This window comes from Sphingomonas horti, from assembly GCF_009753715.1.
Classification (GTDB): domain Bacteria; phylum Pseudomonadota; class Alphaproteobacteria; order Sphingomonadales; family Sphingomonadaceae; genus Sphingomonas_B; species Sphingomonas_B horti.
This window is the reverse complement of the sequence record NZ_WQMS01000013.1, coordinates 152331-172954: the sequence shown is the minus strand read 5'-3', so window position 1 is coordinate 172954 and position 20624 is coordinate 152331. Positions and strand designations below refer to the sequence as shown.

At 68.7% G+C, this 20624-nt stretch carries 19 protein-coding genes; 12 read left to right on the top strand and 7 right to left on the bottom strand.

Annotated elements, in window-relative coordinates; translation table 11 throughout:
- Positions 1–29 precede the first annotated feature (29 nt).
- From GON01_RS10390 to GON01_RS10365, 6 genes are read right to left on the bottom strand one after another with little or no spacing between them, the layout of a single operon-like run.
- The gene (locus GON01_RS10390; RefSeq protein WP_157027302.1) at positions 30–1064 is read right to left on the bottom strand and encodes a hypothetical protein; all 1035 of its coding nucleotides are present in this window, start codon (positions 1062–1064) and stop codon (positions 30–32) included.
- Positions 1061–1537 carry a c-type cytochrome gene (locus GON01_RS17350; RefSeq protein WP_198159829.1) on the bottom strand — a complete coding sequence of 159 codons (477 nt, stop codon included), beginning with the start codon at positions 1535–1537 and terminating at the stop codon, positions 1061–1063. The genes GON01_RS10390 and GON01_RS17350 overlap by 4 nt, the downstream gene beginning before the upstream one ends.
- Positions 1534–2067, bottom strand: a complete 534-nt coding sequence (locus tag GON01_RS10380) for a DUF3341 domain-containing protein (protein WP_157027301.1) — start codon at positions 2065–2067, stop codon at positions 1534–1536. Before GON01_RS10380 ends, GON01_RS17350 begins: the two co-directional genes overlap by 4 nt.
- Positions 2060–3418: an NrfD/PsrC family molybdoenzyme membrane anchor subunit gene (gene nrfD, locus GON01_RS10375; protein ID WP_157027300.1), complete on the bottom strand. Its 1359-nt coding sequence runs from the start codon at positions 3416–3418 to the stop codon at positions 2060–2062. Before nrfD ends, GON01_RS10380 begins: the two co-directional genes overlap by 8 nt.
- Positions 3418–6204: a TAT-variant-translocated molybdopterin oxidoreductase gene (locus GON01_RS10370; protein ID WP_309503458.1), complete on the bottom strand. Its 2787-nt coding sequence runs from the start codon at positions 6202–6204 to the stop codon at positions 3418–3420. The genes nrfD and GON01_RS10370 overlap by 1 nt, the downstream gene beginning before the upstream one ends.
- Positions 6201–6860, bottom strand: a complete 660-nt coding sequence (locus GON01_RS10365; protein ID WP_181600037.1) for a cytochrome c3 family protein — start codon at positions 6858–6860, stop codon at positions 6201–6203. The genes GON01_RS10370 and GON01_RS10365 overlap by 4 nt, the downstream gene beginning before the upstream one ends.
- 139 nt (positions 6861–6999) lie before the next feature.
- On the opposite strand from GON01_RS10365, the gene GON01_RS10360 reads away from it, so the two are divergent.
- The 8 genes from GON01_RS10360 to GON01_RS10325 are packed head-to-tail and all read left to right on the top strand — an operon-like array spanning position 7000 to position 13906.
- Positions 7000–7299, top strand: coding sequence for a hypothetical protein (locus tag GON01_RS10360; RefSeq protein ID WP_157027297.1), 300 nt, complete (start codon positions 7000–7002; stop codon positions 7297–7299).
- Positions 7296–8069: an SCO family protein gene (locus GON01_RS10355; protein ID WP_157027296.1), complete on the top strand. Its 774-nt coding sequence runs from the start codon at positions 7296–7298 to the stop codon at positions 8067–8069. The genes GON01_RS10360 and GON01_RS10355 overlap by 4 nt, the downstream gene beginning before the upstream one ends.
- The gene (coxB, locus tag GON01_RS10350) at positions 8069–9007 is read left to right on the top strand and encodes a cytochrome c oxidase subunit II (RefSeq protein WP_157027295.1); all 939 of its coding nucleotides are present in this window, start codon (positions 8069–8071) and stop codon (positions 9005–9007) included. Before GON01_RS10355 ends, coxB begins: the two co-directional genes overlap by 1 nt.
- Positions 9007–10623 (top strand): cytochrome c oxidase subunit I, encoded by a 1617-nt coding sequence (gene ctaD / locus GON01_RS10345; RefSeq protein ID WP_157027294.1) that lies wholly within the window; start codon positions 9007–9009, stop codon positions 10621–10623. The genes coxB and ctaD overlap by 1 nt, the downstream gene beginning before the upstream one ends.
- A complete protein-coding gene (locus GON01_RS10340) occupies positions 10616–11248 on the top strand; it encodes a cytochrome c oxidase subunit 3 (RefSeq protein WP_157027293.1) in 633 nt (210 codons plus the stop codon). Before ctaD ends, GON01_RS10340 begins: the two co-directional genes overlap by 8 nt.
- Positions 11245–11565, top strand: coding sequence for a cytochrome C oxidase subunit IV family protein (locus GON01_RS10335; protein WP_157027292.1), 321 nt, complete (start codon positions 11245–11247; stop codon positions 11563–11565). The genes GON01_RS10340 and GON01_RS10335 overlap by 4 nt, the downstream gene beginning before the upstream one ends.
- A complete protein-coding gene (locus GON01_RS10330; protein ID WP_232328775.1) occupies positions 11562–13364 on the top strand; it encodes a family 1 glycosylhydrolase in 1803 nt (600 codons plus the stop codon). Before GON01_RS10335 ends, GON01_RS10330 begins: the two co-directional genes overlap by 4 nt.
- Complete coding sequence (locus GON01_RS10325; RefSeq protein ID WP_157027291.1) at positions 13361–13906, top strand: hypothetical protein; 546 nt, start codon at positions 13361–13363, stop codon at positions 13904–13906. Before GON01_RS10330 ends, GON01_RS10325 begins: the two co-directional genes overlap by 4 nt.
- Here GON01_RS10325 and GON01_RS10320 read toward each other — a convergent pair.
- A complete protein-coding gene (locus GON01_RS10320) occupies positions 13903–14625 on the bottom strand; it encodes a Crp/Fnr family transcriptional regulator (protein ID WP_157027290.1) in 723 nt (240 codons plus the stop codon). The genes GON01_RS10325 and GON01_RS10320 overlap by 4 nt on opposite strands.
- Before the next feature lie 302 nt (positions 14626–14927).
- Here GON01_RS10320 and GON01_RS10315 point away from each other — a divergent pair, with 302 nt between their 5' ends.
- The 4 genes from GON01_RS10315 to GON01_RS10300 all read left to right on the top strand — a co-directional run bounded on the left by GON01_RS10315 (position 14928) and on the right by GON01_RS10300 (position 20450).
- Positions 14928–15578, top strand: a complete 651-nt coding sequence (locus GON01_RS10315; protein ID WP_157027289.1) for a protein-L-isoaspartate O-methyltransferase family protein — start codon at positions 14928–14930, stop codon at positions 15576–15578.
- Between the two features lie 16 nt (positions 15579–15594).
- The gene (locus GON01_RS10310; protein WP_157027288.1) at positions 15595–17043 is read left to right on the top strand and encodes a TolC family outer membrane protein; all 1449 of its coding nucleotides are present in this window, start codon (positions 15595–15597) and stop codon (positions 17041–17043) included.
- 12 nt (positions 17044–17055) lie between these two features.
- Positions 17056–17559: a DUF2497 domain-containing protein gene (locus GON01_RS10305; protein ID WP_232328774.1), complete on the top strand. Its 504-nt coding sequence runs from the start codon at positions 17056–17058 to the stop codon at positions 17557–17559.
- A gap of 143 nt (positions 17560–17702) precedes the next feature.
- Positions 17703–20450 (top strand): valine--tRNA ligase, encoded by a 2748-nt coding sequence (locus tag GON01_RS10300; RefSeq protein WP_157027287.1) that lies wholly within the window; start codon positions 17703–17705, stop codon positions 20448–20450.
- Positions 20451–20624 lie beyond the last annotated feature (174 nt).

Genomic DNA, 20624 nt, shown 5'->3' with positions numbered 1-20624 from the left:
CGGTTTCGTCGTGTCGAATTTAATCTGGATTACAGCTTTTCCGGCACGCGCTCTGGCAGCCGGCGGGCCAGCAGCGCCAGCGCGAAGCCGCCGATCGCAGCCCAGCTCGCGAGCACCAGCAGTGCGGTCGGAAGCGCCGGCAGGCCGGTCGGCGGCAGCAGCATCCAGGCCGCTTCCACCGGCCGCATCCCCAGCGTCACGGCGGCGATCGCCAGCATCGCCGCCCCGCTGCGGCGCACGGCCGGGCTCAGCAGCGCGAGGAACGGCAGCACGAACTGCAGTACGACGATCGCCCAGGTCGCGAACGCCCATCCCGCATCGGTGCGGCGGAGGTACCAATGCGCCTCGGCCGGAATATCTCCCGACCAGATCACGATATATTGCATCGCGTGCACATAGGCCCAGAACAGCAGCGCCGTGACGTACACGCCCGCCGCCGCGAACGGTGCTTGCCGCCGCTCCGGCAGCGCGATCAGCAGCGCCAGCGCGATGCCGCCGATCCAGGTGCCGGCGAGGAAGATCAGGCCGTATTCGGACGAATGAAAGCCGGGCTCGATCGATTCCAGCCAGTCGACGCCGGCGAACGAGCCCAGCAGGGCGAACAGGATCAGCCCGCCCGCGGCGACGCCGCTCCGCGCCTCCGCCGGTGCGCGCCGCATCGCCTGCTCCAGGCCGATGAAGATCGCGAAATAGAGGATCGTGCGCGCCATCCAGAAGCCCGGCGACAGCCATGCCCCCTTGAACGCGGGCAGGGTGGCGGCGACGTGCGGCTCGGCCCAGGGATAGACCCAGGGCGCGCCCACCACCACCGGCACGAACGTCAGCGCAGTCAGCGGCAGCAGCGCCGCGCCCGCCGCAAAGGCGTCGCGGAACAGCGGTCGCCAGCTTCCGCCCACCAGCTGCACCATCATCAGCAGCGCCAGGCAGCCGAGTGGCGCTTCCGCCCAGCCGATCGCCGCCGCCGTCCACGCGGTCAGCGCGATGCGAGGAGCGATCGCCAGCCCCGCGACGATCCCGGCAAGCCCGGCAAAGCCGACCACCGCGGCGTTCCGCTCCGCCGTCACAGCGTCCGGTTCCGCTGCAAGGCCCGGATATAGGCGGTGATCGCCCAGCGGTCCCGGGGCGGCACCCGGTCGGCATAGCTGTACATCGCGCCGTGCCCGCTGGTGATGACGTCGTAGAAATAGCGGTCCGGCGCGTTAACCAGCCGCGGCGCGGCGTAATCGGGCGGGTGCGGAAAACCGCGCTGGACGACGATGCCGTTGCCGTCGCCGGCTCGGCCGTGACAGGGTGTGCAGAAAATCTGGAACCGCTGTTTCCCGCGCTCGACCAGCGCCAGGCTCATCGGCGGCCGCTGCGCGAGCGGGTCCGGCGAGCCCGCAGTGCGCGCGACGGTGCCGGCCGGCGGCGCCTGGACGACGCGGTCGTTGCGGAACAGCCGCGCGCGTTCCCATTCGGCATATTTCTGCTGGTCGGTCATCCGCAGATTCTGCCCGCACCCGGCGAGCAGCAGGGCCAGGATCAGGGCGCCTCTCACGCCCGTACCGCCTCGATCGTCCAGGCGCCGAGCGCGCCGAGGAAGCCGCGCGTGTCCTCCGCATCGAACTTCGCGTCGTCCGCCGCGATGTAGAGGAAGAACCGGTCGTCCGACGCCAGGCTGAAGCGCGGCGTGCCGAACAGCGGGTGGTGCAGCCGCGGCAGCCGGTTCATCCACAGCATGCCGATAATCGCGAACGTCACCGCGAACAGGATCATGATCTCGAAATCGACGACGAAGAAAGCGGGAAGGGCGATCAGCGGCCGCCCGCCCGCATCGAGCGGATAGTCCCGGTTGACGAAGTCCTGCAGCAGCAGCGTCGCCGCGATGCCCGTCGCGCCGCCGATCACCGCCAGCCAGCCGATCCGCTGGTCGCCGATCGCCAGCGTCTCGGCCATGCCCTCGACAGGGTAGGGGCTGAACGCGTCGAGCTTCTCATATCCCTCCGCCCGCGCGCGCTTCGCGGCATCGAGCAGTGCGTCGGCCGTGCCGAACTCGCCCAGCAGCCCCAGGACCGGCGCGTCAGCCACGGCCGGCCTCTCGCTTCTCGCGCGCCAGCACTTCCTTGTCCTCGAAGATCGAGATCGAGGGGATGTAGCGGATGAACAGCAGGAACGGCACGAAGAACAGCCCGATCGTGCCGAGATAGGTGCCCCAGTCCCAGAAGGTCGTGTGGTATTCGCCGAACGAGGAGACGAGGAAGTCTTTGTAGAGGCTCGTGACCAGGATCATGTAGCGCTCCAGCCACATGCCGATCACGACCGAGGTGCCGATCATGAACAGCAGCACCGGGCTGCGCCGGACTTTCCGGAACCACAGCCCCTGCAGCGGCACGAAGTTGAACAGGATCGCGCCCCAATAGCTCCACGCATAGAGTCCGAAGAAGCGGTCGTAAGTGGTTGCGATCTCACGTCCATCGCCGGAATAAAAGGCGTCGAACACTTCAAAGACATAGCCATAGGCGGTCATCAGCCCGCTCGCGAGCAGCACCTTGGCCAGCACGTCCATGTGCCGGTCGGTGACGATCTCCTTCAGGCCGAAGAAATGGCGGACGACGAGCGCGATCATCGCGACCATCGCGAAGCCGGAAAAGGCCGCGCCCAGCACGAAATAGGGCGGGAAGATCGTCGAATGCCAGCCGGGTATCTGGCCCGACGCGAACAGCAGCGACACCTCGCTGTGGACCGACACGACCAAAGGCACGGCGATCGCGGCGGTCGTCCGATACGCCTTCTGCCAGCGTGCCCAGTGATGCGCGGAGCCGCGCCAGCCGAGCGCGAAGATGCCGAAGAAGACCTGCCAGCCGCGCTTCCGCGCGCGGTCGCGCACCGTGGCCAGGTCCGGGATCAGGCCGATATACCAGAACAGCAGCGACACGGCCAGGTAGGTCAGGACCGCCCAGATGTCCCATTCCAAGGGGCTGCGGAACTGCGGCCACACGCCCATCGTCGCGGGGTAGGGGAACATCCAGTAGAAGAACCAGGGCCGGCCGAGATGGATGATCGGGTAGATGCCGGCGCAGACCACCGCGCACAAAGTCATCGCCTCGGCAAAACGATTGAGCGAGTTGCGCCAGTCCTGCCCCATCAGCAGCAGCATCGCGGAGATCAAGGTGCCGGCATGGCCCAGCCCCAGCCACCAGACGTAAAGATGGATCGCGAACGCCCAGTTGACCGGAATGTTGAGGCCCCATACGCCGACGCCCCAGGTCAGCAGCCATGTGACCGAGACGACGAACAGCAGCAGCAGCCCCAGGCTGAACAGGAACGCGATCAGCCACGGCACGCGTGCCGGGAAGCGCAGCGGCACGCGGCCGATCTCGACGCTGACGTCGTGCAGCGACTGGTCGAGCGGCAGGATCGGCGGCGAGGTGCTTGCCATCACGCCTCCTCGTCCGCGATCCGCGCGAGATAGGTCGTGCGCGGCCGCGTATCGAGCTCGCCCAGCAGCGCGTAATTGCGGGGGGAGGCGCGGCCTTTCGCAACCGCGCTTTCCGCGTCCTTCAAATTGCCGAACACGATCGCCTGGCTCGGGCACGCCTGCTGGCAGGCGGTCCGGACCTCGCCGTCACGGACCGGCCGTCCTTCGATATCGGCCCGTACCACGGCGCCGCGGATGCGCTGCACGCAATAGGTGCATTTCTCCATCACGCCGCGCCCGCGCACGGTCACGTCCGGGTTGCGCTGCGCCTGAATCGAATCCGGCGCCTTGCTGGTATAGTCGAACCAGTTGAACCGCCGGACCTTGTACGGGCAGTAGCTGGAGCAGGTCCGGGTGCCGATGCAGCGGTTATAGACCATCTCGTTCAGCCCGTCCGGCCCGTGCACGGTCGCGTGGACCGGGCAGCCCATCTCGCACGGCGCCTGCTCGCAATGCATGCAGGGCACCGGCTGGAAATAGGTCCGGGGCTGCTCCGGCGGCCCCTCATAATAGCGGTCGATCCGCAGCCAGTGCATCTCCCGTCCGCGTGCGACCTGCTCCTTGCCGACGACCGGCACGTTGTTCTCGGCCTGGCAGGCGATCGTGCAGGCGTTGCAGCCGGTGCACAGGTCGAGGTCGATCGTCATCGCCCAGGCCGCGTCCTCCTCTTTCCAGCGCGGGTAGAAGCTCGCCTGGTCGCGCCCCTCGGGCCTGGCGGCTTCGGGCTTGGCGGCGGAGACGGTGCGCACCAGGTCCTGCCCTTCCAGCGCGTGGTGCAGCTGCGTCGTCGCGAGCGCGTGCTGGCCGCCGGCCTTCTCGACCCTGCCGAACGTGCTCCAGGGCGCGTCCGAGGTCCGTAGCGCATAGGCGTCATAGCCGATGCCGCTGCCGACGCGCCCGGCGCGGCTGCGACCATAGCCCAGGAACAGGGTCACGCTCCGCTCCGGCTGGCCCGGCATCACCCAGGCAGGGCCGGTGATGCTCCGCCCGCCGCTCGACACCCGCACCAGGTCGCCATTGCCGACGCCCAGCCGATCCGCCAGCGCCACGCTCAGCGCGACGACATTGTCCCACGTCACTTTCATCAACGGTTTGCCGAGCTCCTGCAGCCAGCCGTTGTTCGCGAACCGCCCGTCCCGGATCGTCGGGTCGGGCCGGAACAGGATCTCGACCTCTCCTCCTTCCGGAGCAGGCGAAGGCGGGGCAGGGGGCGCACTCGCCGCCACGGGCGCCGCCGCGCTGTCCGGCACGATCCCGGCGCGCACCGCGTCGCGCCACGCCTGTTCGTCCATCGGCCAGGTCGCCCGCACCAGCGCGCGCGACGGGACCGGATCGCCGGTCAGCCCGGCGACGATGCCATGGACCGATCGTGTGTCGTACAGGGGCTCGACCAGAGGCTGGATGATCGTCGCGCTGCCGTCGACCGCGCGCGCGTCGCTCCAGTCCTCCAGCGGATGCGGCAGCGGCAGATGCCAGTCGCTCAGGATCGCGGTCTCGTCGACATGCATGCCGGCGTGGATGCGCAGCGCCGCGCGCCGACAGACCCGCGCGAAGCCGGTATCGGCGGGCGCGGCATAGGCCGGGTTCGCGTCAAGCACGACCAGCGCGCCGACCCGGCCTGCCTCCAGGTCGCGCAGGAGCTCGTCGAACGGCGCCCCGGCGAAGCGCACGGGCGCGATAGAGCGCACCGCCTTGCTCCCGATCGCCTCGTTGATCCGGAAGGCAAGCGCGTGGACCGCGGCCGGGCAGTGCGCGCCGGCCGTCATCAGCCCGGCGTCGCGCTTCAGTGCGGCCGCCGACTGCTCCACCCATTGCGCCTCGGGCCGCGTCAGTCCGGCCTGAGCCGGCCCGAGCCCCAGCGCCGCCGCGACCGCGTCCGCCAGCAGCGGCATGCGCGAGGGCGCTACGCCCAGCCTGGCAAAGGCGACGCTGCCGGTCTGCGTCGGCGTCGTCTCCGCCATGAACAGCCGCAGCCGCTCGCTTGGCCTGACGTTCGCGCCGCGCCGCGCGGCCCAGGCGGCGACGTTCGGCACTTGCGCCGGCCCCGGTCCAAGCAGGTCGTCGTCCAGGCTCACCACCGTCCGCGCCGCCGCCAGGTCCGGCAGCGTCTCGAAAGGCGCTTCCCCGGCAAGCGGGTCGAACACATGCACGCGCGCCCTTGGCATCGCCGCCGTCAGCTCGCCCAGCTGCCGGGTCAAAGTGGGTGAGCTGGTCGGCCCGATCAGCAGCCGCAGCCCTTCGCCGCCGTTCGCGGTCCAGCCGCGGCGCATCCGCGCGATCATCGCGTCATAATCGCCCCAGCTCGCCGGGTTGCCGCGCAATAGGGGCGCCTGGCTGCGGTCGGGGTTGTACAGGTCCAGGATCGCCGCCTGGGTGAACAGGCTCGACGCGCCGCGGCTCATCGGGTGGTCGGGATTGCCGTCCAGCTTGATCGGCCGCCCGGCGACGCTGGTCGCGATCACCGGCTGCGCATAGCCCTCGAACGGGATCGCGGTCGCATAATGCGCGACCTGGTCTTCGATCATGTCCTCGGGCCGATTCACGAACGGCACCGCGTCCTCTGAGCGGCTGGGGCTGCATCCGGCCAGCCCGATCAGGCCCAGCGACGCGCCCATCACCTGCAGCAATGCGCGCCGGTCGGTCGCGAACAGGTCGGCGACGGCCGGGAACTCCGCCTCGATCGCGGCGCGGAACGCCTCCGTCCCGGCCAGCTCCTCCAGCCCGCGCCAGAGCCGCTGCCCGCTCACCGGTGGCACACTGCGCAATGGGTGAGCTCGTCCGGCCCCTTGATCCGGTAGAGCCTCATCAGCCGCTCGCCCAGCGCGCGCCGGTCGGCGGGCGGCGTCCAGTCCGCCTCCAGCACCGCCGCCTGCGGCCGCAGATGCGGCGCCGGGTCGCGGTGGCAGTCGAGGCACCAGCGCATCTCGAACGCCTTGGCCCGGAACATCAGCGGCATCCGGTCGACGCGACCGTGGCACTCGAAGCAGCTGACGCCCTTGGCGACATGGATGTCGTGGCGGAAATAGACGAAGTCGGGCACCCGCGCGACGCGCTTCCAGTTCAGCGAGCGGTTCTCGGCCAGGCTCTGCCGCACCGGCGCCAGCATCGCCGCGTTGGTCCACAGCTGCGAATGGCAGGTCATGCAGACATGAGTCGCCGGAAACCCGGCATCGGCGCTGGTCTCGACCGAAGTGTGGCAATAGCGGCAGTCGATGCCGAGCTCGCCGGCGTGATGCTTGTGGCTGAACGGCACCGGCTGCATCGGCGTGCGCGCGACCTCCGTCATATATTGCGATCGGGCGACAGTGCCGCCCAGCAGCAGCGACCCGACCGTGCCGAGGACGAGCGCGATCAGGATGGCGCGCAGCCATGTGTCTGCGGTCGGCGAGAATATCTGCGCCACCCGGGCCCTCTCGACTGGGAACGGCCGACGAACGGACCAAACATAAGCTAAGTTCCGACTTTGGTTCCCGCCGGCGGAACGAATTTTCCTGAGGTCCGTTCGCCGGACGACCGCTCGTTTCCCCGAGGCGCCTCGTCCCATGTCCGAAGCCGATCATGCGCAGGATTTCGAACGGTCCGACGCGTCGCCCTGGCTGATCGTGGCGCTCGCCGCCGGCCTGGCGGCGACGGTGGTCGCGGTGATGATCGCGCTGAACCTGGTCTTTGCCCGCGCGCTGGTCGATCGCCCGAAAGGGCCGGTCGTGCCGCTGCCGCCGGCACCGCGGCTGCAGGTCGCGCCGAAGGCCGATCTTGCCCGTGTCGATGCCGCCGAGGCGGCGCGGCTGCAGCGCATCGATGCCGCGATGCGGCAGGTGGCGGCGGAGGGCTGGCGCCGATGAAGGCCGCGCTGGTGGGGGTCCTGCTCGCCATCGCCGCGCCATCAGCGGGGGCGGGGTTGCAGCCCGCCCAGTTCGGCGCGCTCGCCTTTCGCCAGCACCCCGGCGCTCAGGTCCCGCTCGACACCGTCCTCCGCGACGAACGCGGCCGCCCGGTCCGGCTCGGCGCGCTGCTGGCGAACAAGCCGGCCGTGCTGGTGCTCGAATATCTCCATTGCCCCAATCTGTGCGGCCTGGTGCTGTCGGGTCTGGTGCGCGACCTGAAGGCGGCGGGCCTTCAGCCGGGCCGCGACCTCCAATTCGTCGCGATCAGCATCGACCCGAGCGAAGGGCCCGCCGACGCCGCGCGGGCGCGCGCCGGCTATCTCGGCAAGGACGCCAACCCGGCCGGCTGGCATTTCCTGACCGGTCCCGAAGCGGAGGTCCGGCGCGTCGCCGACGCGGTCGGCTTCCGCTATCAGTTCGACAAGACCATCGGCCAGTACGCTCATCCCGCCGGCTTCGTGGTGCTGACGCCGGACGGTCGCATCGCGCGCTACCTGCTCGGCTTCGAGCACGACCCCGCCACGCTGAAGACCGCCGTCGCCGAGGCCGCGCGCGACCAGGTCGAGCCGCCCGCCCATCCGCTGCTGCTGCTCTGCTTCGGCTATGATCCGCAGGCGGGGACGATCGCCTATACCGCGATGCAGGCGCTCCGCATCGCCGCGGTCGCCGCCGTCGTCGCGCTGGCGCTGTACCTCCTCGCGTCGATCCGGCGCGAGCGCGTCCGCTGATGCGGGGCTTCCCGGTCTGGCCGGTCGAGGCGGGCCATTATGCCGGGGAAATGGACGCGCTGTTCATCGGTCTGGTCATCGTCACCGTCCTGACCGCCGGCTTCGTCTGCTTTCTGCTCATCTTCTTCGCCGCCCGGTACCGCGCCGGCCACGACGCGGACCGCAGCCACACGATCGAGAAGACCTGGCGATGGGAAGTCGGCTGGACGACCGCGTCGCTGCTGATCTTCGTCGGCCTCGCCGTCTGGGGCGCCGACCTTTATCTGCGCCTCTACCGCCCGCCGAAGAATGCGGTGCAGATCTTCGTTGTCGGCAAGCAGTGGATGTGGAAGGCCCAGCATCCGGGCGGCCAGCGCGAGATCAACGAGCTGCACGTCCCCGCCGGCCGCGCGATCCGCCTCGTGATGGCGTCGCAGGACACGATCCACAGCTTCTACGTGCCCGCGCTGAGGGTCAAGCAGGACGTGGTGCCGGGCCGCTACGAATCCATGTGGTTCCAGGCGGACAGGCCGGGCCGTTACCATCTGTTCTGCGCCGAATATTGCGGCACCGACCATGCCCGGATGGGCGGCTGGCTGACGGTGATGGCGCCGCGCGCCTTTGCCGGCTGGCTCCGCGACCGGGGCGGCCAGCAGAGCCTCGCCGCCCAGGGCGAGCAGCTCTTCCACGCCTTCGGCTGCAGCGGTTGCCACGGCCCAGGCGGGACGGTCCGCGCGCCCGACCTGAACGGCGTCTATGGCGGTCCCGTCGCGCTCCAGGACGGCCGCGTCGTCAGCGCGGACGAGCGCTATGTCCGCGATTCCATCCTGATGCCGAAATCTGAAGTGGCGGCCGGCTATGATCCGGTGATGCCGTCCTTCGCGGGCCAGGTGGGAGAGGACGACCTCGCCAAGCTGGTCGCCTATGTCCAGTCGCTGGGCAGAAAGGGGGCCGGCTGATGCACGGATCGCCCCCCAATTACCTGACCGCGCGGACGACGATCCGCTCCTGGCTGTTCAGCACCGATCACAAGCGGATCGCGCTCCTCTACTTCGCCTCGATCACTTTCTTCTTCCTGATCGGCGGGCTGGCGGCGGTGCTGATCCGGCTGGAGCTGGTCACGCCCGCCGCCGACCTGGTGCTGCCGGACACCTATAACCGGCTGTTCACGATGCACGGCGTGATCATGGTCTGGTTCTTCCTGGTGCCGTCGATCCCGACCACGCTCGGCAATTTCGTGCTGCCGCTGATGCTCGCCGCGCGCGACCTTGCCTTCCCGAGGCTGAACCTGGCGAGCTGGTATTTCTACATCGCCGGCGGCGCGCTGACCGTGCTCGCGCTGCTGCTCGGCGGCGTCGACACCGGCTGGACTTTCTACGAGCCCTACGCGTCGGCCTTTTCGAACGGCTATGTCACGCTTGCCGTGCTCGGCATCTTCCTCTCGGGCTTTTCGTCGATCCTGACGGGTCTGAATTTCATCGTCACGACCCACAAATTGCGTGCGCCGGGCATGACCTGGTACCGGCTGCCCTTGTTCGTCTGGTCGCTTTACTCGACCAGCGTGATCCTGGTGCTGGCGACGCCGGTGCTGGCGATGACCTTGTTGATGCTGGTCGCAGAGCGGGTGCTCGGCATCGGCATCTTCGACCCGGCCTTGGGCGGCGATCCTTTGCTCTGGCAGCACATGTTCTGGTTCTACAGCCACCCGGCGGTGTACATCATGGTGTTACCGGCGATCGGCATCGTCAGCGAGCTGGTGCCGGCCTTCGCCCGCAAGCAGATATTCGGCTACAAATTCGTCGCCTGGGCCAGCGTCGCGATCGCCGCGATCGGCTTCCTGGTCTGGGGCCATCACATGTTCGTGGCCGGCCAGTCGCTCTATGCCAGCCTGGTCTTCTCGTTCCTCAGCTACCTCGTCGCCGTCCCCTCGGCGATCAAGGTGTTCAACTGGGTGGCGACCCTGCACAAGGGCTGGATCCGCTTCGACGCGCCGATGCTCTACGCGTTCGGCTTCATCGGCCTGTTCACGATCGGCGGGCTGACCGGCCTGTTCCTCGCCGCCCTGGCGATCGACGTGCACGTGACGGACACCTACTTCGTCGTCGCGCATTTCCACTACATCATGGTCGGCGGCTCGGTCAGCGCGTTCTTCGGCGGACTCCATTACTGGTGGCCCAAGATCACCGGCCGCCTCTATCCCGAAGGCTGGGCGCGGGCCGCCGCGATCCTTATGTTCTTCGGCTTCAACCTGACGTTCTTTCCGCAATTCGTACTCGGCTGGTTAGGCATGCCGCGCCGCTATGACGCCTATCCGCCGGAGTTCCAGATCTGGCACGTCCTGTCCTCGGCCGGCGCCAGCACGCTCGCCGTCGCCTATGCGATGCCGCTCTTCTACTTCTTCTGGTCGCTGGTCTGGGGCGCGCGGGCGCCGGCCAATCCGTGGGGCGCGACCGGCCTCGAATGGCTGACCGGCTCGCCGCCGCCCGCGCGCAATTTCGAACGGACGCCGATCGTCGTGCGCGGTCCCTATGACTATGTCGAGGGCCAGCCCCGGCCGCAGGCCGAGAATGTCTGAAGCTTCGCCCGCCTTCCAATATGCGACCCTCTCGCAGCAGCGCGAGGCGGCGACGCTCGGCATGTGGGCATTCCTGGCGACCGAAGTGCTGTTCTTCGGCGCGCTGATCGCCGCCTATTCCGCCTACAGGACTGCCTGGCCCGCCGAGATTGCCGCCGCTGCCCGTCACACCAGGGTCGCGCTGGGCGCGATCAACACCGCCGTGCTGCTGACCAGCAGCGCCTTCATGGCGACCGCCGTGGCCGCCGAAGAGGCAGACCGTCGCCGCCCGCTGGTGCTGTGCCTGCTCGCTACCGCGGTGCTCGGCCTCAGCTTCATCGGCATCAAGGGCTATGAATATTGGCTCGAATACCGCGAAGGGCTGGTGCCGGCGCTGAACTTTGACTTCGGCCGCTATGGCGGCATCGGCGAGCTGTTCTTCCTCTTCTATTTCTTCGCGACTGGGCTGCACGCGGTCCACCTGACCATCGGCATCGTGATGGTGCTGGTGCTTGCTGCGCGGATCGGGGCAGGGCGCCCGCCGCGCCCGCCCGTGCTTCGCATGGTCGGGCTCTACTGGCATTTCGTGGACATCGTCTGGATCTTCCTGTTCCCGCTGATCTACCTGCCGGGGCGTACGGGATGAGCCGGGCGCTGGGCTGGATCTGGGCCTGCTGGGCGGCGCTGCTCGTGCTGCTCGCGACGACGACGGGGCTCGCCTTCCTGCCGCTTGGACGCTGGAACCTGGTGGTCGCGATTGCCATCGCGTCGCTGAAGGCGCTGATCGTCGTGATTGTCTTCATGGAGCTGCGGCGCAGCTCGGGCCTGGTCCGCGTGTTCGCCGGCGCTGGCTTCCTCTGGCTGATGATCCTGCTCGGCTTGACCGGCGCCGATTATGCGAACCGGCATGAGGCCTATATCCCGAACGCCTTCCAGCGGCACGAGCTGCCGGCGAAGCGATGATCCGCGTCGTCTCCTGGTGGAAGGCGATCCTGGCCGGCGTCGCGGGCGCGCTCGCTTGGGAAGCGACCGCCCGGCTGCTGATCTGGGCCGGCCTGCCGATGTTCGACATCGTCCGCCTGCTCGGCACCCTGTTCGTCGACGACGGCAGAAGCTGGCTGTGGTGGCCCGCCGGCCTCGCGCTCCATCTCGGCGTCGGCGCGCTCTGGGCGATCTTCTACGCCTATTTCTTCTGGTCGGTGCTGCCGTACCGGCCGTGGCAGCAAGGCCTGGTCTTCGCAGCCTTGCCGGCGCTGCTCGCCATCCTGATCGCGCGGCCGCAGCTGGAGCTGATGCACGTGCCGATCACCCGCTTCCCCTGGTCGGGGCTGTTCGGCCTGTCCGGCGGCTGGACTGGCCCGCTCAGCATCGCGCTCGGCCATGCCCTATGGGGCGCGGTCATGGGGGCGCTCTACACGCGGCCGGTCGGCCGGAAGGTCGGCAGCGAGCGCGCGCCGAAGCCGGACCGCGCGGTGCCCGACCTGATCTTCAAGCCGGCCGCCGACCCGCCGTCGCTGAAGGATTTCATGTTCGCGACCGGGATCGAATGCAGCTACCCGACGCTCGACAAGGGCAGCTGGCGGGTCGACCAGATGGAGATCTGCGGCCATTACCGCCACTGGCGCCGCGACCTGGAGCTGGTGCGGGAGCTCGGCATCTCGTACCTGCGCTACGGGCCGCCGCTGCACCTGATCCTGCTGGGGCCGGGCCGCTACGACTGGTCGTTCATGGATCAGGTGGCGGCTGCGATGCAGCGGCTCGGCATCTGTCCGATCGTCGACTTCTGCCATTTCGGGCTGCCGGACTGGCTGGGCAATTTCCAGAATCCGGAGCTGTGCCACGCGCTCGGCGACTATGCGGGCGCCTTCGCCAGGCGCTATCCCTGGATCGGCCATTACACGCCGATCAATGAAATGTATGTCTGCGCCCGGCTGTCGGCGCTCGAAGGGCTGTGGAACGAGCAGTGCACCGACGAGCGCTCGTTCGTCACCGCCGCGCGGCACCTCGCCAAGGCGGCGGTGCTGGTCACCCAGGCGGTGCGGCGCGAGCGGCCGGACGCGATCTTCGTCAACAACGAAAGCAGCGAGTTCTACCAGCCCTGCTGTCCCGATCCCGAGATCGAGCGGATCGCCGATTTCGAGAATGAGCGGCGCTTTATCCCGCTCGACCTGCTCTACGCCCATCCGCCGCGCGACGACGTGCGCGACTTCCTGTTCGCGAACGGCATGCCGAAGGACGAATATGCCTGGTTCATGAGCCAGGAAGTGCCGGAGCGGACCATCCTGGGCGTCGATTATTACGATTGGAACGAAAAGGTCATCAACCGCGACGGCCATGCCGATGCGATGGGGGAGCTGTTCGGCTGGTACGTGATCACCTCCCAATATTACCGCCGCTACAAGCGGATGGTGATGCACACGGAAACGAACAGCCGCGATCCCTCCGACGCGCCGATGTGGCTGTGGCGGCAATGGCACAATGTCGAGCTGATCCGGAAGGCCGGCGTGCCGGTGGTCGGCTTCACCTGGTACAGCCTGACCGATCAGATCGATTGGGACATCGCGGTCAGCCGCCCGATCGGCAACGTCACGCCCGTCGGCCTGTTCGACCTCAACCGCGACGTGCGCGGCGTCGGCCTGGCCTACAAGCAGCTGATCGAGATGTTCCGCGACAGCACGACCGTCTGCCCGCGCTGGGGCGAGCTGGACGAGACCGCGGCGCTGCCGCCGCAGCCGGAGCAGGAAAAGGAAGCGGCGCGGTGAGCGGCTGGCCGTTCCAGGGCAGCGACCCGTCGCCGCTGCAGCGACCCCGAGTGGCCGGCGCGATCGCGGCCGGGATCGCCGCCATTCCCGCCGCCGCGCTGGTCTGGCTGACCGGCTCGGCGCGGATGCCGGCGCAGGTGATCGGCGTGCCGGAATGGCTGCTGGTCCTGCTCAGCATCGCCGGCCTGGCGATATCGGGCGGCATCTACGGCTCGATCTTCCTTCGCGCCGCCAACGACCGGCGCGGCGGCTGGCTGTTCGGGCTCGGCTGGGGCTTCCTGACCTGGTCGCTCGGGCCGATCACCGTGTTCCAGTGGTGGATCGGCCGGCCGGTCGCGGTCGGCGAGCACGCGGCCTGGCTGCTCGCCGCGCACCTGCTCTGGGGGCTGCTGTTGGGCGCGGTCTTCCCGCTCGCCCAGAACGGCGTCAAGCGTACGATCGAGAACGCGCCGTCGCCGCGAGAGCAGAGCCTGCAGCGCCGCAACCCGCAAGGGAAAGCACCCGGCCGCTATCGCCGCATGGCGGGCGGGCGGGACGCCTAGGCGGCGACCGATTCCGGCCGCGCCGGGTCGCGGTGCAGATAGGCGGGATCGAAGCCCGCCATCGCGCGCAGGGCCGGGAAGTCGAAAATCTCCACCATCCGCCCGCGCTTGGCGACAAGCCCCCGCGCGCGCAGGGTCTGCAGCACGCGGTTCACGTGCACGCCGGTCAGCCCCAGCACGTCCGCCAGCTGCTCCTGGGTCAGCGGCAGCTCGATCCTGACGTGGCGGCGGTCCTGCTCGAAGCCGCGGCGGATCGCGAGCTCGCACAGCAGATGCGCCAGCCGCTCCTGCGCCGAAAGCCGGCCCAGGCAGAAGGTCCAGCGGCTCAGGATCGCGTTCTCGGCGAAGGCGGATTGCGAGAACAGGGCGGAGATCGCCGGAAAATAGACGCCCAGCGCCAGCGCCTTGTCGCGCTCGATCGTCAGCAGCGTGCCCGGCGTCAGCATCCGCACGCCATAGTCGATTCGCCCGAACGCGAGCACGTCGAGGTTGCAGAAGTCGCCGGGCAGCGCGAGACCGACGATCTGGCGGCTGCCGTTGCGCGAGGTCTGGTGGCGGAAGGCCCAGCCTTCGGCGAGCAGGAAAAGCGTGCCCGCCGGGTCGCCTTCGCCGACCAGCGCGGTGCGGGCGGGGACGGCGCGGCTGGTCAGCGCGGCCTCGAGATGGTGCCGCTCCTCCTGGCCGAGGGCGGCGAAGCGATTCATCCCGTTCAGGCTCATGGCTAAACTCCCCCGCTTGGACCCCGGAAACACTACGACCTTCTTTAGCCTATGTTTAGCAGACAAACGCGGGCGCTGCCACGCGAAACGAAACCGCTCTGTCCGCGTCCGAACAGGCCGTGTCCGTTTCCGGACATGAGGGCACGGGTCCGCCACGCCGTTTCTCTGGAGTGCGAGCGCTGGCACGGGCTTTGCTGATAAGGCGGCATGCCCCGCTTGGCCTCGCCCGTCCTTGCCGATAAGACGCGACAGGAACGCAAGTGTATTGCGTCCCTAAAACAGTTGTGCGAATAGGCAGCCCGATGACCGAGCAGAATTTCGAAGCGATGCGCCGCGCGATGGTGGAGAGCCAGCTGCGGACGACCGGCGTCAACGATCCCCGCGTGATCGCGGCGATGGCCGAGGTCCCGCGGGAGCGGTTCGTGCCGGTCGAGCGCCGCGCCTTCGCCTATATGGACCGGCCGGTCGCGCTCGGCTCCGGCCGCGCGCTGAACATTCCCGAAGCGACGGGCCTGCTGCTCACCGCCGCCGCCGTGCGCGCGGAGGACAAGGTGCTGCTGGTCGGCGCCGGCAGCGGCTACACGGCGGCGCTGCTGGAGAAGCTGGCCGCCCATGTCGTCGCGCTGGAGGAGGATCCGGCGCTGCTCACCTTTGCCCGCGAGAATCTCGGCGGCACCCGCATCGAGCTGGTCGAAGGGCCGCTGACGCAGGGCTGGGCTGCCGCCGCGCCCTACGACCTTATCGTGATCGACGGCCTGGTCGAGGAGGTGCCCCAGGCGCTGGTCGATCAGCTCGCCGAGACCGGCCGGCTCGCCTGCGCGATCCTCGACCGCGAAACGTCGCGCCTGGCGGTCGGGCGCAAGGCCGGCATCGGTTTCGGCCTCGACCTGTTCGCCGACTGCGAAGCCGCGGCGCTGCCCGGCTTCGCCCGTCCCAAGACCTTCGTGTTCTAACGAGAGAAACCCCCGAATGCGCTTCCCGACGACCCTGATCGCGACCACGGCGGCCTTCGCCCTCGCTGCGCCCGCCGCGGCCGATACCCTGCAGGAGGCGCTCGCCAAGGCCTATAACAGCAACCCGACGCTGACCGGCGCGCGTGCCCAGCAGCGCGCGAACGACGAGAACGTGCCGATCCAGCGCGCCGCGGGCCTGCCCAGCTCGGAGGTCACCGCCGGCTACAATGAGAATTACCTGGCGCCCGCCAACTCCTTCACCTTTCCCGCGCGCAGCATCGACGCGACGATCGGCCTCACCGTGCCGATCTATCAGGGCGGGGCGGTCAAGAATGCGGTCCGCGCCGCCGACCGGCGCGTCGAGGCCGGCGAGGAGTCGCTGCGCGGCACCGAATCGAGCATCTTCAGCCAGGTGGTGGCGGCTTATAACGACGTCATCCGCGATTCCGCGATCGTCGAGCTCAACCGCGCCAATGTCCGCCAGCTCGAGGTCAACCTGCAGGCGACCCGCGACCGCTTCGAGGTCGGCGATCTGACCCGCACCGACGTCGCCCAGTCGGAGGCGCGCCTGTCGCTTGCCCAGGGCGACCTGCGCACCGCCGAGTCGAATTATATTTCCAGTCGGGAGCGCTACATCGCGCTGGTCGGCGACACGCCGGACAATCTCCAGCCGCCGCCGCCGCTGCCGAACCTGCCGGCGACGCCGGAGGAAGCGATCGCGGTCGCGCTGCGCGAGAACCCGGACCTCGCCGCTGCCGAGCGCAGCCGCGAAGCCGCGAAGTATGACGTCCGCGTCGCGGAGGCGGGGACCCGGCCGAAGCTCTCCGCCTTCACCCAGGGGCAGTATTCCAACTATCTCGGCACGCTCGGCTCGGGCGTGCCCGGCCTCGGCATCACTCAGAAGACCAGCCAGGCGGTCGCCGGCCTCCAGGCCAAGATCCCGTTGTTCCAGGGTGGCCGCCCCGCCGCCCAGACCCGCCAGGCCCAGGCGCGCGAGTCGCAGTCGCTGGAGCAGGTGATCGCGGCAGAGCGCGGCGTGATCCAGCAGGTCCGCGCGGCTTTCGCGGCGTGGAAGTCCTCACAGGAAGTGATCCGCTCGGCCGAAACCGCGGTCTCGGCCAACACCCTGTCGCTGGAAGGCGTGCGCGCCGAAAACAGCGTCGGCAACCGCACCATCATCGAAGTGCTGAATGCTGAGCAGGAGCTGGTGAATGCGCAGGTCCAGCTCGTCTCGGCACGGCGCAACGCCTATGTCGCGGCCTTCACCTTGCTCGCCGCGATGGGGCAGGCGGAAGCGCGCGACCTCGATCTCGAAGGCGTGACGCTCTACGATCCGACCGCCAATTACCGCCGCGTCCGCCACAAGATCTGGGACTGGAGCAGCGACCCCGATCCGAAGACGATCGCCACGCGCACCGTTGACACGCCCTCGCAGAGGCCGGAAACAATCGTCGGGCCGAAATAGCCGGAACAGGGCATGAGCCAGACGAACGAGCCGTCGATGGAGGAGATACTCTCCTCCATCAAGCGCATCATTGCCGAAGACAGCGAGACGCTGGTGCCGCGTCGCGGCACGCCTGTGCCCGAGCCGGAGGATGAGCCCGACGTGCTGGAGTTGAACCAGCCGATCGGCGAGCCCGAGACGATGGACGCGCCCGCGGCCGAGCCGCTTGCCGCCGAGGAAGCGCCCGCGCTCTCGCCGGCTCCGTTCGCGCCGCCGCCGCGTCCGCCGGCGCCGTCTGCCGAGGATGAGGCCGGCGCCTTGCTCTCCGCGACCACCGAGGCCGCGACCCGCCACGCGCTCGCCGCGCTTTCGCGCATGGTCGTCAAGCCCGAGGACCCCGCCGCCGACAACACGCTCGAAGGTCTGGTCCGCGACATGCTGCGCCCGATGCTGAAGGACTGGCTCGACGCGAACCTGCCCGGCATCGTCCAGGCCACTGTCGACCGCGAAGTCGCCCGGATCAGCGGGCGGGGCTAATCCCATCCCGCTTGCGGGAGGGGTTAGGGGAGGGAAATCGCCTCCATTCGCTCGCCGAGGTCCAGGCCTTCCCCCGGCCCCTCCCGCTTGCGGGAGGGGAGACCTCTTCCCCTCGCACGCCCCGCTCGTCTAAGGCGCCGCGCATGAGCGAGTTGCCCAAGACCTTCGACCCCGGCGCCATCGAATCCCGCTGGTATCCCCATTGGGAAGCGAACAACCTGTTCCGCCCGGAGCGCGGCGACGCCGAGCCGTTCACGATCGTCATCCCGCCGCCCAACGTCACCGGCTCGCTCCATATCGGCCACGCGCTTGACAATACGCTGCAGGACATCCTGATCCGCCACGCGCGGCTGCAGGGGAAAGACGCCCTCTGGGTCGTCGGCACCGACCATGCCGGCATCGCCACGCAGATGGTGGTCGAGCGCGAAATGGCGCTCAGCCAGGACAAGCGGACCAATTATTCGCGCGAGGATTTCGTCGCGAAGGTCTGGGAGTGGAAAGCGCAGTCCGGCGGCCAGATCACCCGCCAGCTCCGCCGCCTGGGCGCGTCGTGCGACTGGGCGAACGAGCGCTTCACGATGGACGAAGGCTTCAGCCGCGCCGTCGTCAAGGTCTTCGTCCAGCTCTACCGCGAAGGCCTGCTCTACCGCGACAAGCGGCTGGTCAATTGGGACCCGAAATTCCAGACGGCGATCTCCGATCTGGAGGTCGAAACGAAGGAAGTGCAGGGCAGCTTCTGGCACTTCCGCTATCCGCTGGCCGATGGTTCGGGCCACATTTCGGTCGCGACCACGCGGCCCGAGACGATGCTCGCCGACATGGCGGTCGCCGTGCACCCGGAGGACGAGCGCTACACCCACCTGATCGGCGCGATGATCGCCCATCCGATCACCGGCCGGCAAATCCCGATCGTCGCCGACGAGCATGCCGATCCGGAGCTTGGTTCCGGCGCGGTCAAGATCACGCCCGGCCATGATTTCAACGACTTCGAGGTCGGTGTTCGCGCCGGCATCAAGCCATCGGACATGCTGAACATGCTCGATGCCGAGGCGCGGATCGTCCAGACCCAGGACGGCCGCGTGCCCGCCGAGCTGATCGGCCTCGACCGCTTCGAAGCCCGCAAGCGCGTCGTGCAGATGATCGACGAAGCCGGCCTGCTCGAACGCGTCGAGGACCGCGCGATCCAGACCCCATTCGGCGACCGCTCCGGCGCGGTGATCGAACCCTGGCTGACCGACCAATGGTATGTCGACGCGAAGACGCTCGCCGGCCCCGCGATCGAGGCGGTCCGCTCGGGCACCATCAAGGTCGTGCCGGAGACGTGGACAAAGACCTATTTCAACTGGATGGAAAACATCCAGCCCTGGTGCGTCTCGCGCCAGCTCTGGTGGGGCCACCGCATCCCGGCCTGGTTCGCCGACGACGGCCGAGTCTTCGTCGCGGAGACGGAGGAGGAGGCCCAGCGCGAGGCCGGCAACGTCAAGCTTCGCCGCGACGAGGACGTGCTCGACACCTGGTTCAGCTCCGCGCTCTGGCCGTTCGGCACCCTGGGATGGCCGGACGATAGTTCCTCCCCCAGCTTGCTGGGGGAGGGGGACCATGCGCAGCATGGTGGAGGGGCCGACGCCAACGGCGTCGGTTGCACCGACGCCGCCCCTCCACCGCCTTCGGCGGTCCCCCTCCCCGAGACAAGCTCGGGGAGGAGTCTCCTCTCCCGCCACTACCCCAACGACGTCCTCATCTCCGGCTTCGACATCCTGTTCTTCTGGGATGCGCGGATGATCATGCAGGGCTTGCACTTCATGAAAGAAGTGCCGTTCAAGACGCTGTATCTCCACGGTCTTGTCCGCGCCCCGGACGGCTCGAAAATGTCCAAGTCGAAAGGCAACACGGTCGATCCGCTTGGCCTGATCGACAGATACGGCGCGGACGCGCTGCGCTTCACGCTGGCGGCGATGGAAAGCCAGGGCCGCGACATCAAGCTCGATGAGCGCCGGGTCGAAGGCTATCGCAATTTCGCGACCAAGCTGTGGAACGCCACGCGCTTCTGCCAGTCCAACGGCATCGGCGCCTCGACCTCGCTGGAGCCGCCCGCCGCGAGGCTTCCGGTCAACCGCTGGATCGTCGGCGAGACGATCAAGACCGTCCAGCGCCTCGACCTCGCGCTCGCCGACCTGCGCTACGACGAGGCCGCGAACACGATCTACCATTTCGTCTGGAGCCAGTTCTGCGACTGGTATCTGGAGCTTATCAAAAGCGCGGTGGACGAGGAGACGAAAGCCGTCGCCGGCTGGGCGCTCGACCAGATCCTGGTCATGCTCCACCCGTTCATGCCCTTCATCACCGAAGAGCTCTGGCACGCGCTCGGCGACCGCCCGTACGACCTGATCGTCGCCAAATGGCCGATCGCCGACGCCCGCGCGATCGATCCGGAGGCGGGCAGGGAGATAGACTGGCTGATCCGGCTGGTCTCCGACGTCCGCACCGCGCGGACCGAGCTGAACGTGCCGCCCGGCGCCCGCGTGCCGTTCGCGGTCAGCGACGCCGGCGCCGAGACCGAGCGGCGCCTGTCCGCCCATGCCGCCGCCCTCGCGCGCCTCGCCCGGATCGAGCGCAGCGAAGCGCCCGGCGGCGAGGCGCAGATCATCGTCGACGAGGCGACCTACCTGCTCCAGCTCGGCGACGTCATCGACCTCGAAGCCGAACGCGCTCGCCTGTCCAAGGCGATCGCCGCCGCCGAGAAAGAACGCGACTCGTTGGCCGGCCGCCTGGCGAACCCCAGCTTCGTCGAACGCGCCAAGCCCGAAGCGGTCGAAAAGGCCCGCGCGGACCACGCCGACAAGGCCGCCGAAGCGGAACGCCTCGGTGCCGCCCTGAAGCGTCTCGGATAATCGTCACCCCGGCCTTGAGCCGGGGCCTACCTTCTTTTCCGGGGGGAAGGCAGGTGGGTCCCGGGCCGAGCGTGGGCACGACAAAAACTACCCCTGTCCTACATCCCCGATCCTGTGCCACACCCCGCGCATGGCAGCGGCGTCGGCACCTGGAAATCGCATCGCATCCGCGCC

Excerpts from the sequence above, each read along its gene's own strand:
- nrfD (WP_157027300.1), bottom strand. The coding sequence starts at position 3,418 with ATGGCAAGCACCTCGCCGCCGATCCTGCCGCTCGACCAGTCGCTGCAC.
- GON01_RS10360 (WP_157027297.1), top strand. The coding sequence starts at position 7,000 with ATGTCCGAAGCCGATCATGCGCAGGATTTCGAACGGTCCGACGCGTCG.
- GON01_RS10355 (WP_157027296.1), top strand. The coding sequence starts at position 7,296 with ATGAAGGCCGCGCTGGTGGGGGTCCTGCTCGCCATCGCCGCGCCATCA.
- coxB (WP_157027295.1), top strand. The coding sequence starts at position 8,069 with ATGCGGGGCTTCCCGGTCTGGCCGGTCGAGGCGGGCCATTATGCCGGG.
- ctaD (WP_157027294.1), top strand. The coding sequence starts at position 9,007 with ATGCACGGATCGCCCCCCAATTACCTGACCGCGCGGACGACGATCCGC.
- GON01_RS10340 (WP_157027293.1), top strand. The coding sequence starts at position 10,616 with ATGTCTGAAGCTTCGCCCGCCTTCCAATATGCGACCCTCTCGCAGCAG.
- GON01_RS10335 (WP_157027292.1), top strand. The coding sequence starts at position 11,245 with ATGAGCCGGGCGCTGGGCTGGATCTGGGCCTGCTGGGCGGCGCTGCTC.
- GON01_RS10330 (WP_232328775.1), top strand. The coding sequence starts at position 11,562 with ATGATCCGCGTCGTCTCCTGGTGGAAGGCGATCCTGGCCGGCGTCGCG.
- GON01_RS10320 (WP_157027290.1), bottom strand. The coding sequence starts at position 14,625 with ATGAGCCTGAACGGGATGAATCGCTTCGCCGCCCTCGGCCAGGAGGAG.
- GON01_RS10315 (WP_157027289.1), top strand. The coding sequence starts at position 14,928 with ATGACCGAGCAGAATTTCGAAGCGATGCGCCGCGCGATGGTGGAGAGC.
- GON01_RS10310 (WP_157027288.1), top strand. The coding sequence starts at position 15,595 with ATGCGCTTCCCGACGACCCTGATCGCGACCACGGCGGCCTTCGCCCTC.
- GON01_RS10305 (WP_232328774.1), top strand. The coding sequence starts at position 17,056 with ATGAGCCAGACGAACGAGCCGTCGATGGAGGAGATACTCTCCTCCATC.
- GON01_RS10300 (WP_157027287.1), top strand. The coding sequence starts at position 17,703 with ATGAGCGAGTTGCCCAAGACCTTCGACCCCGGCGCCATCGAATCCCGC.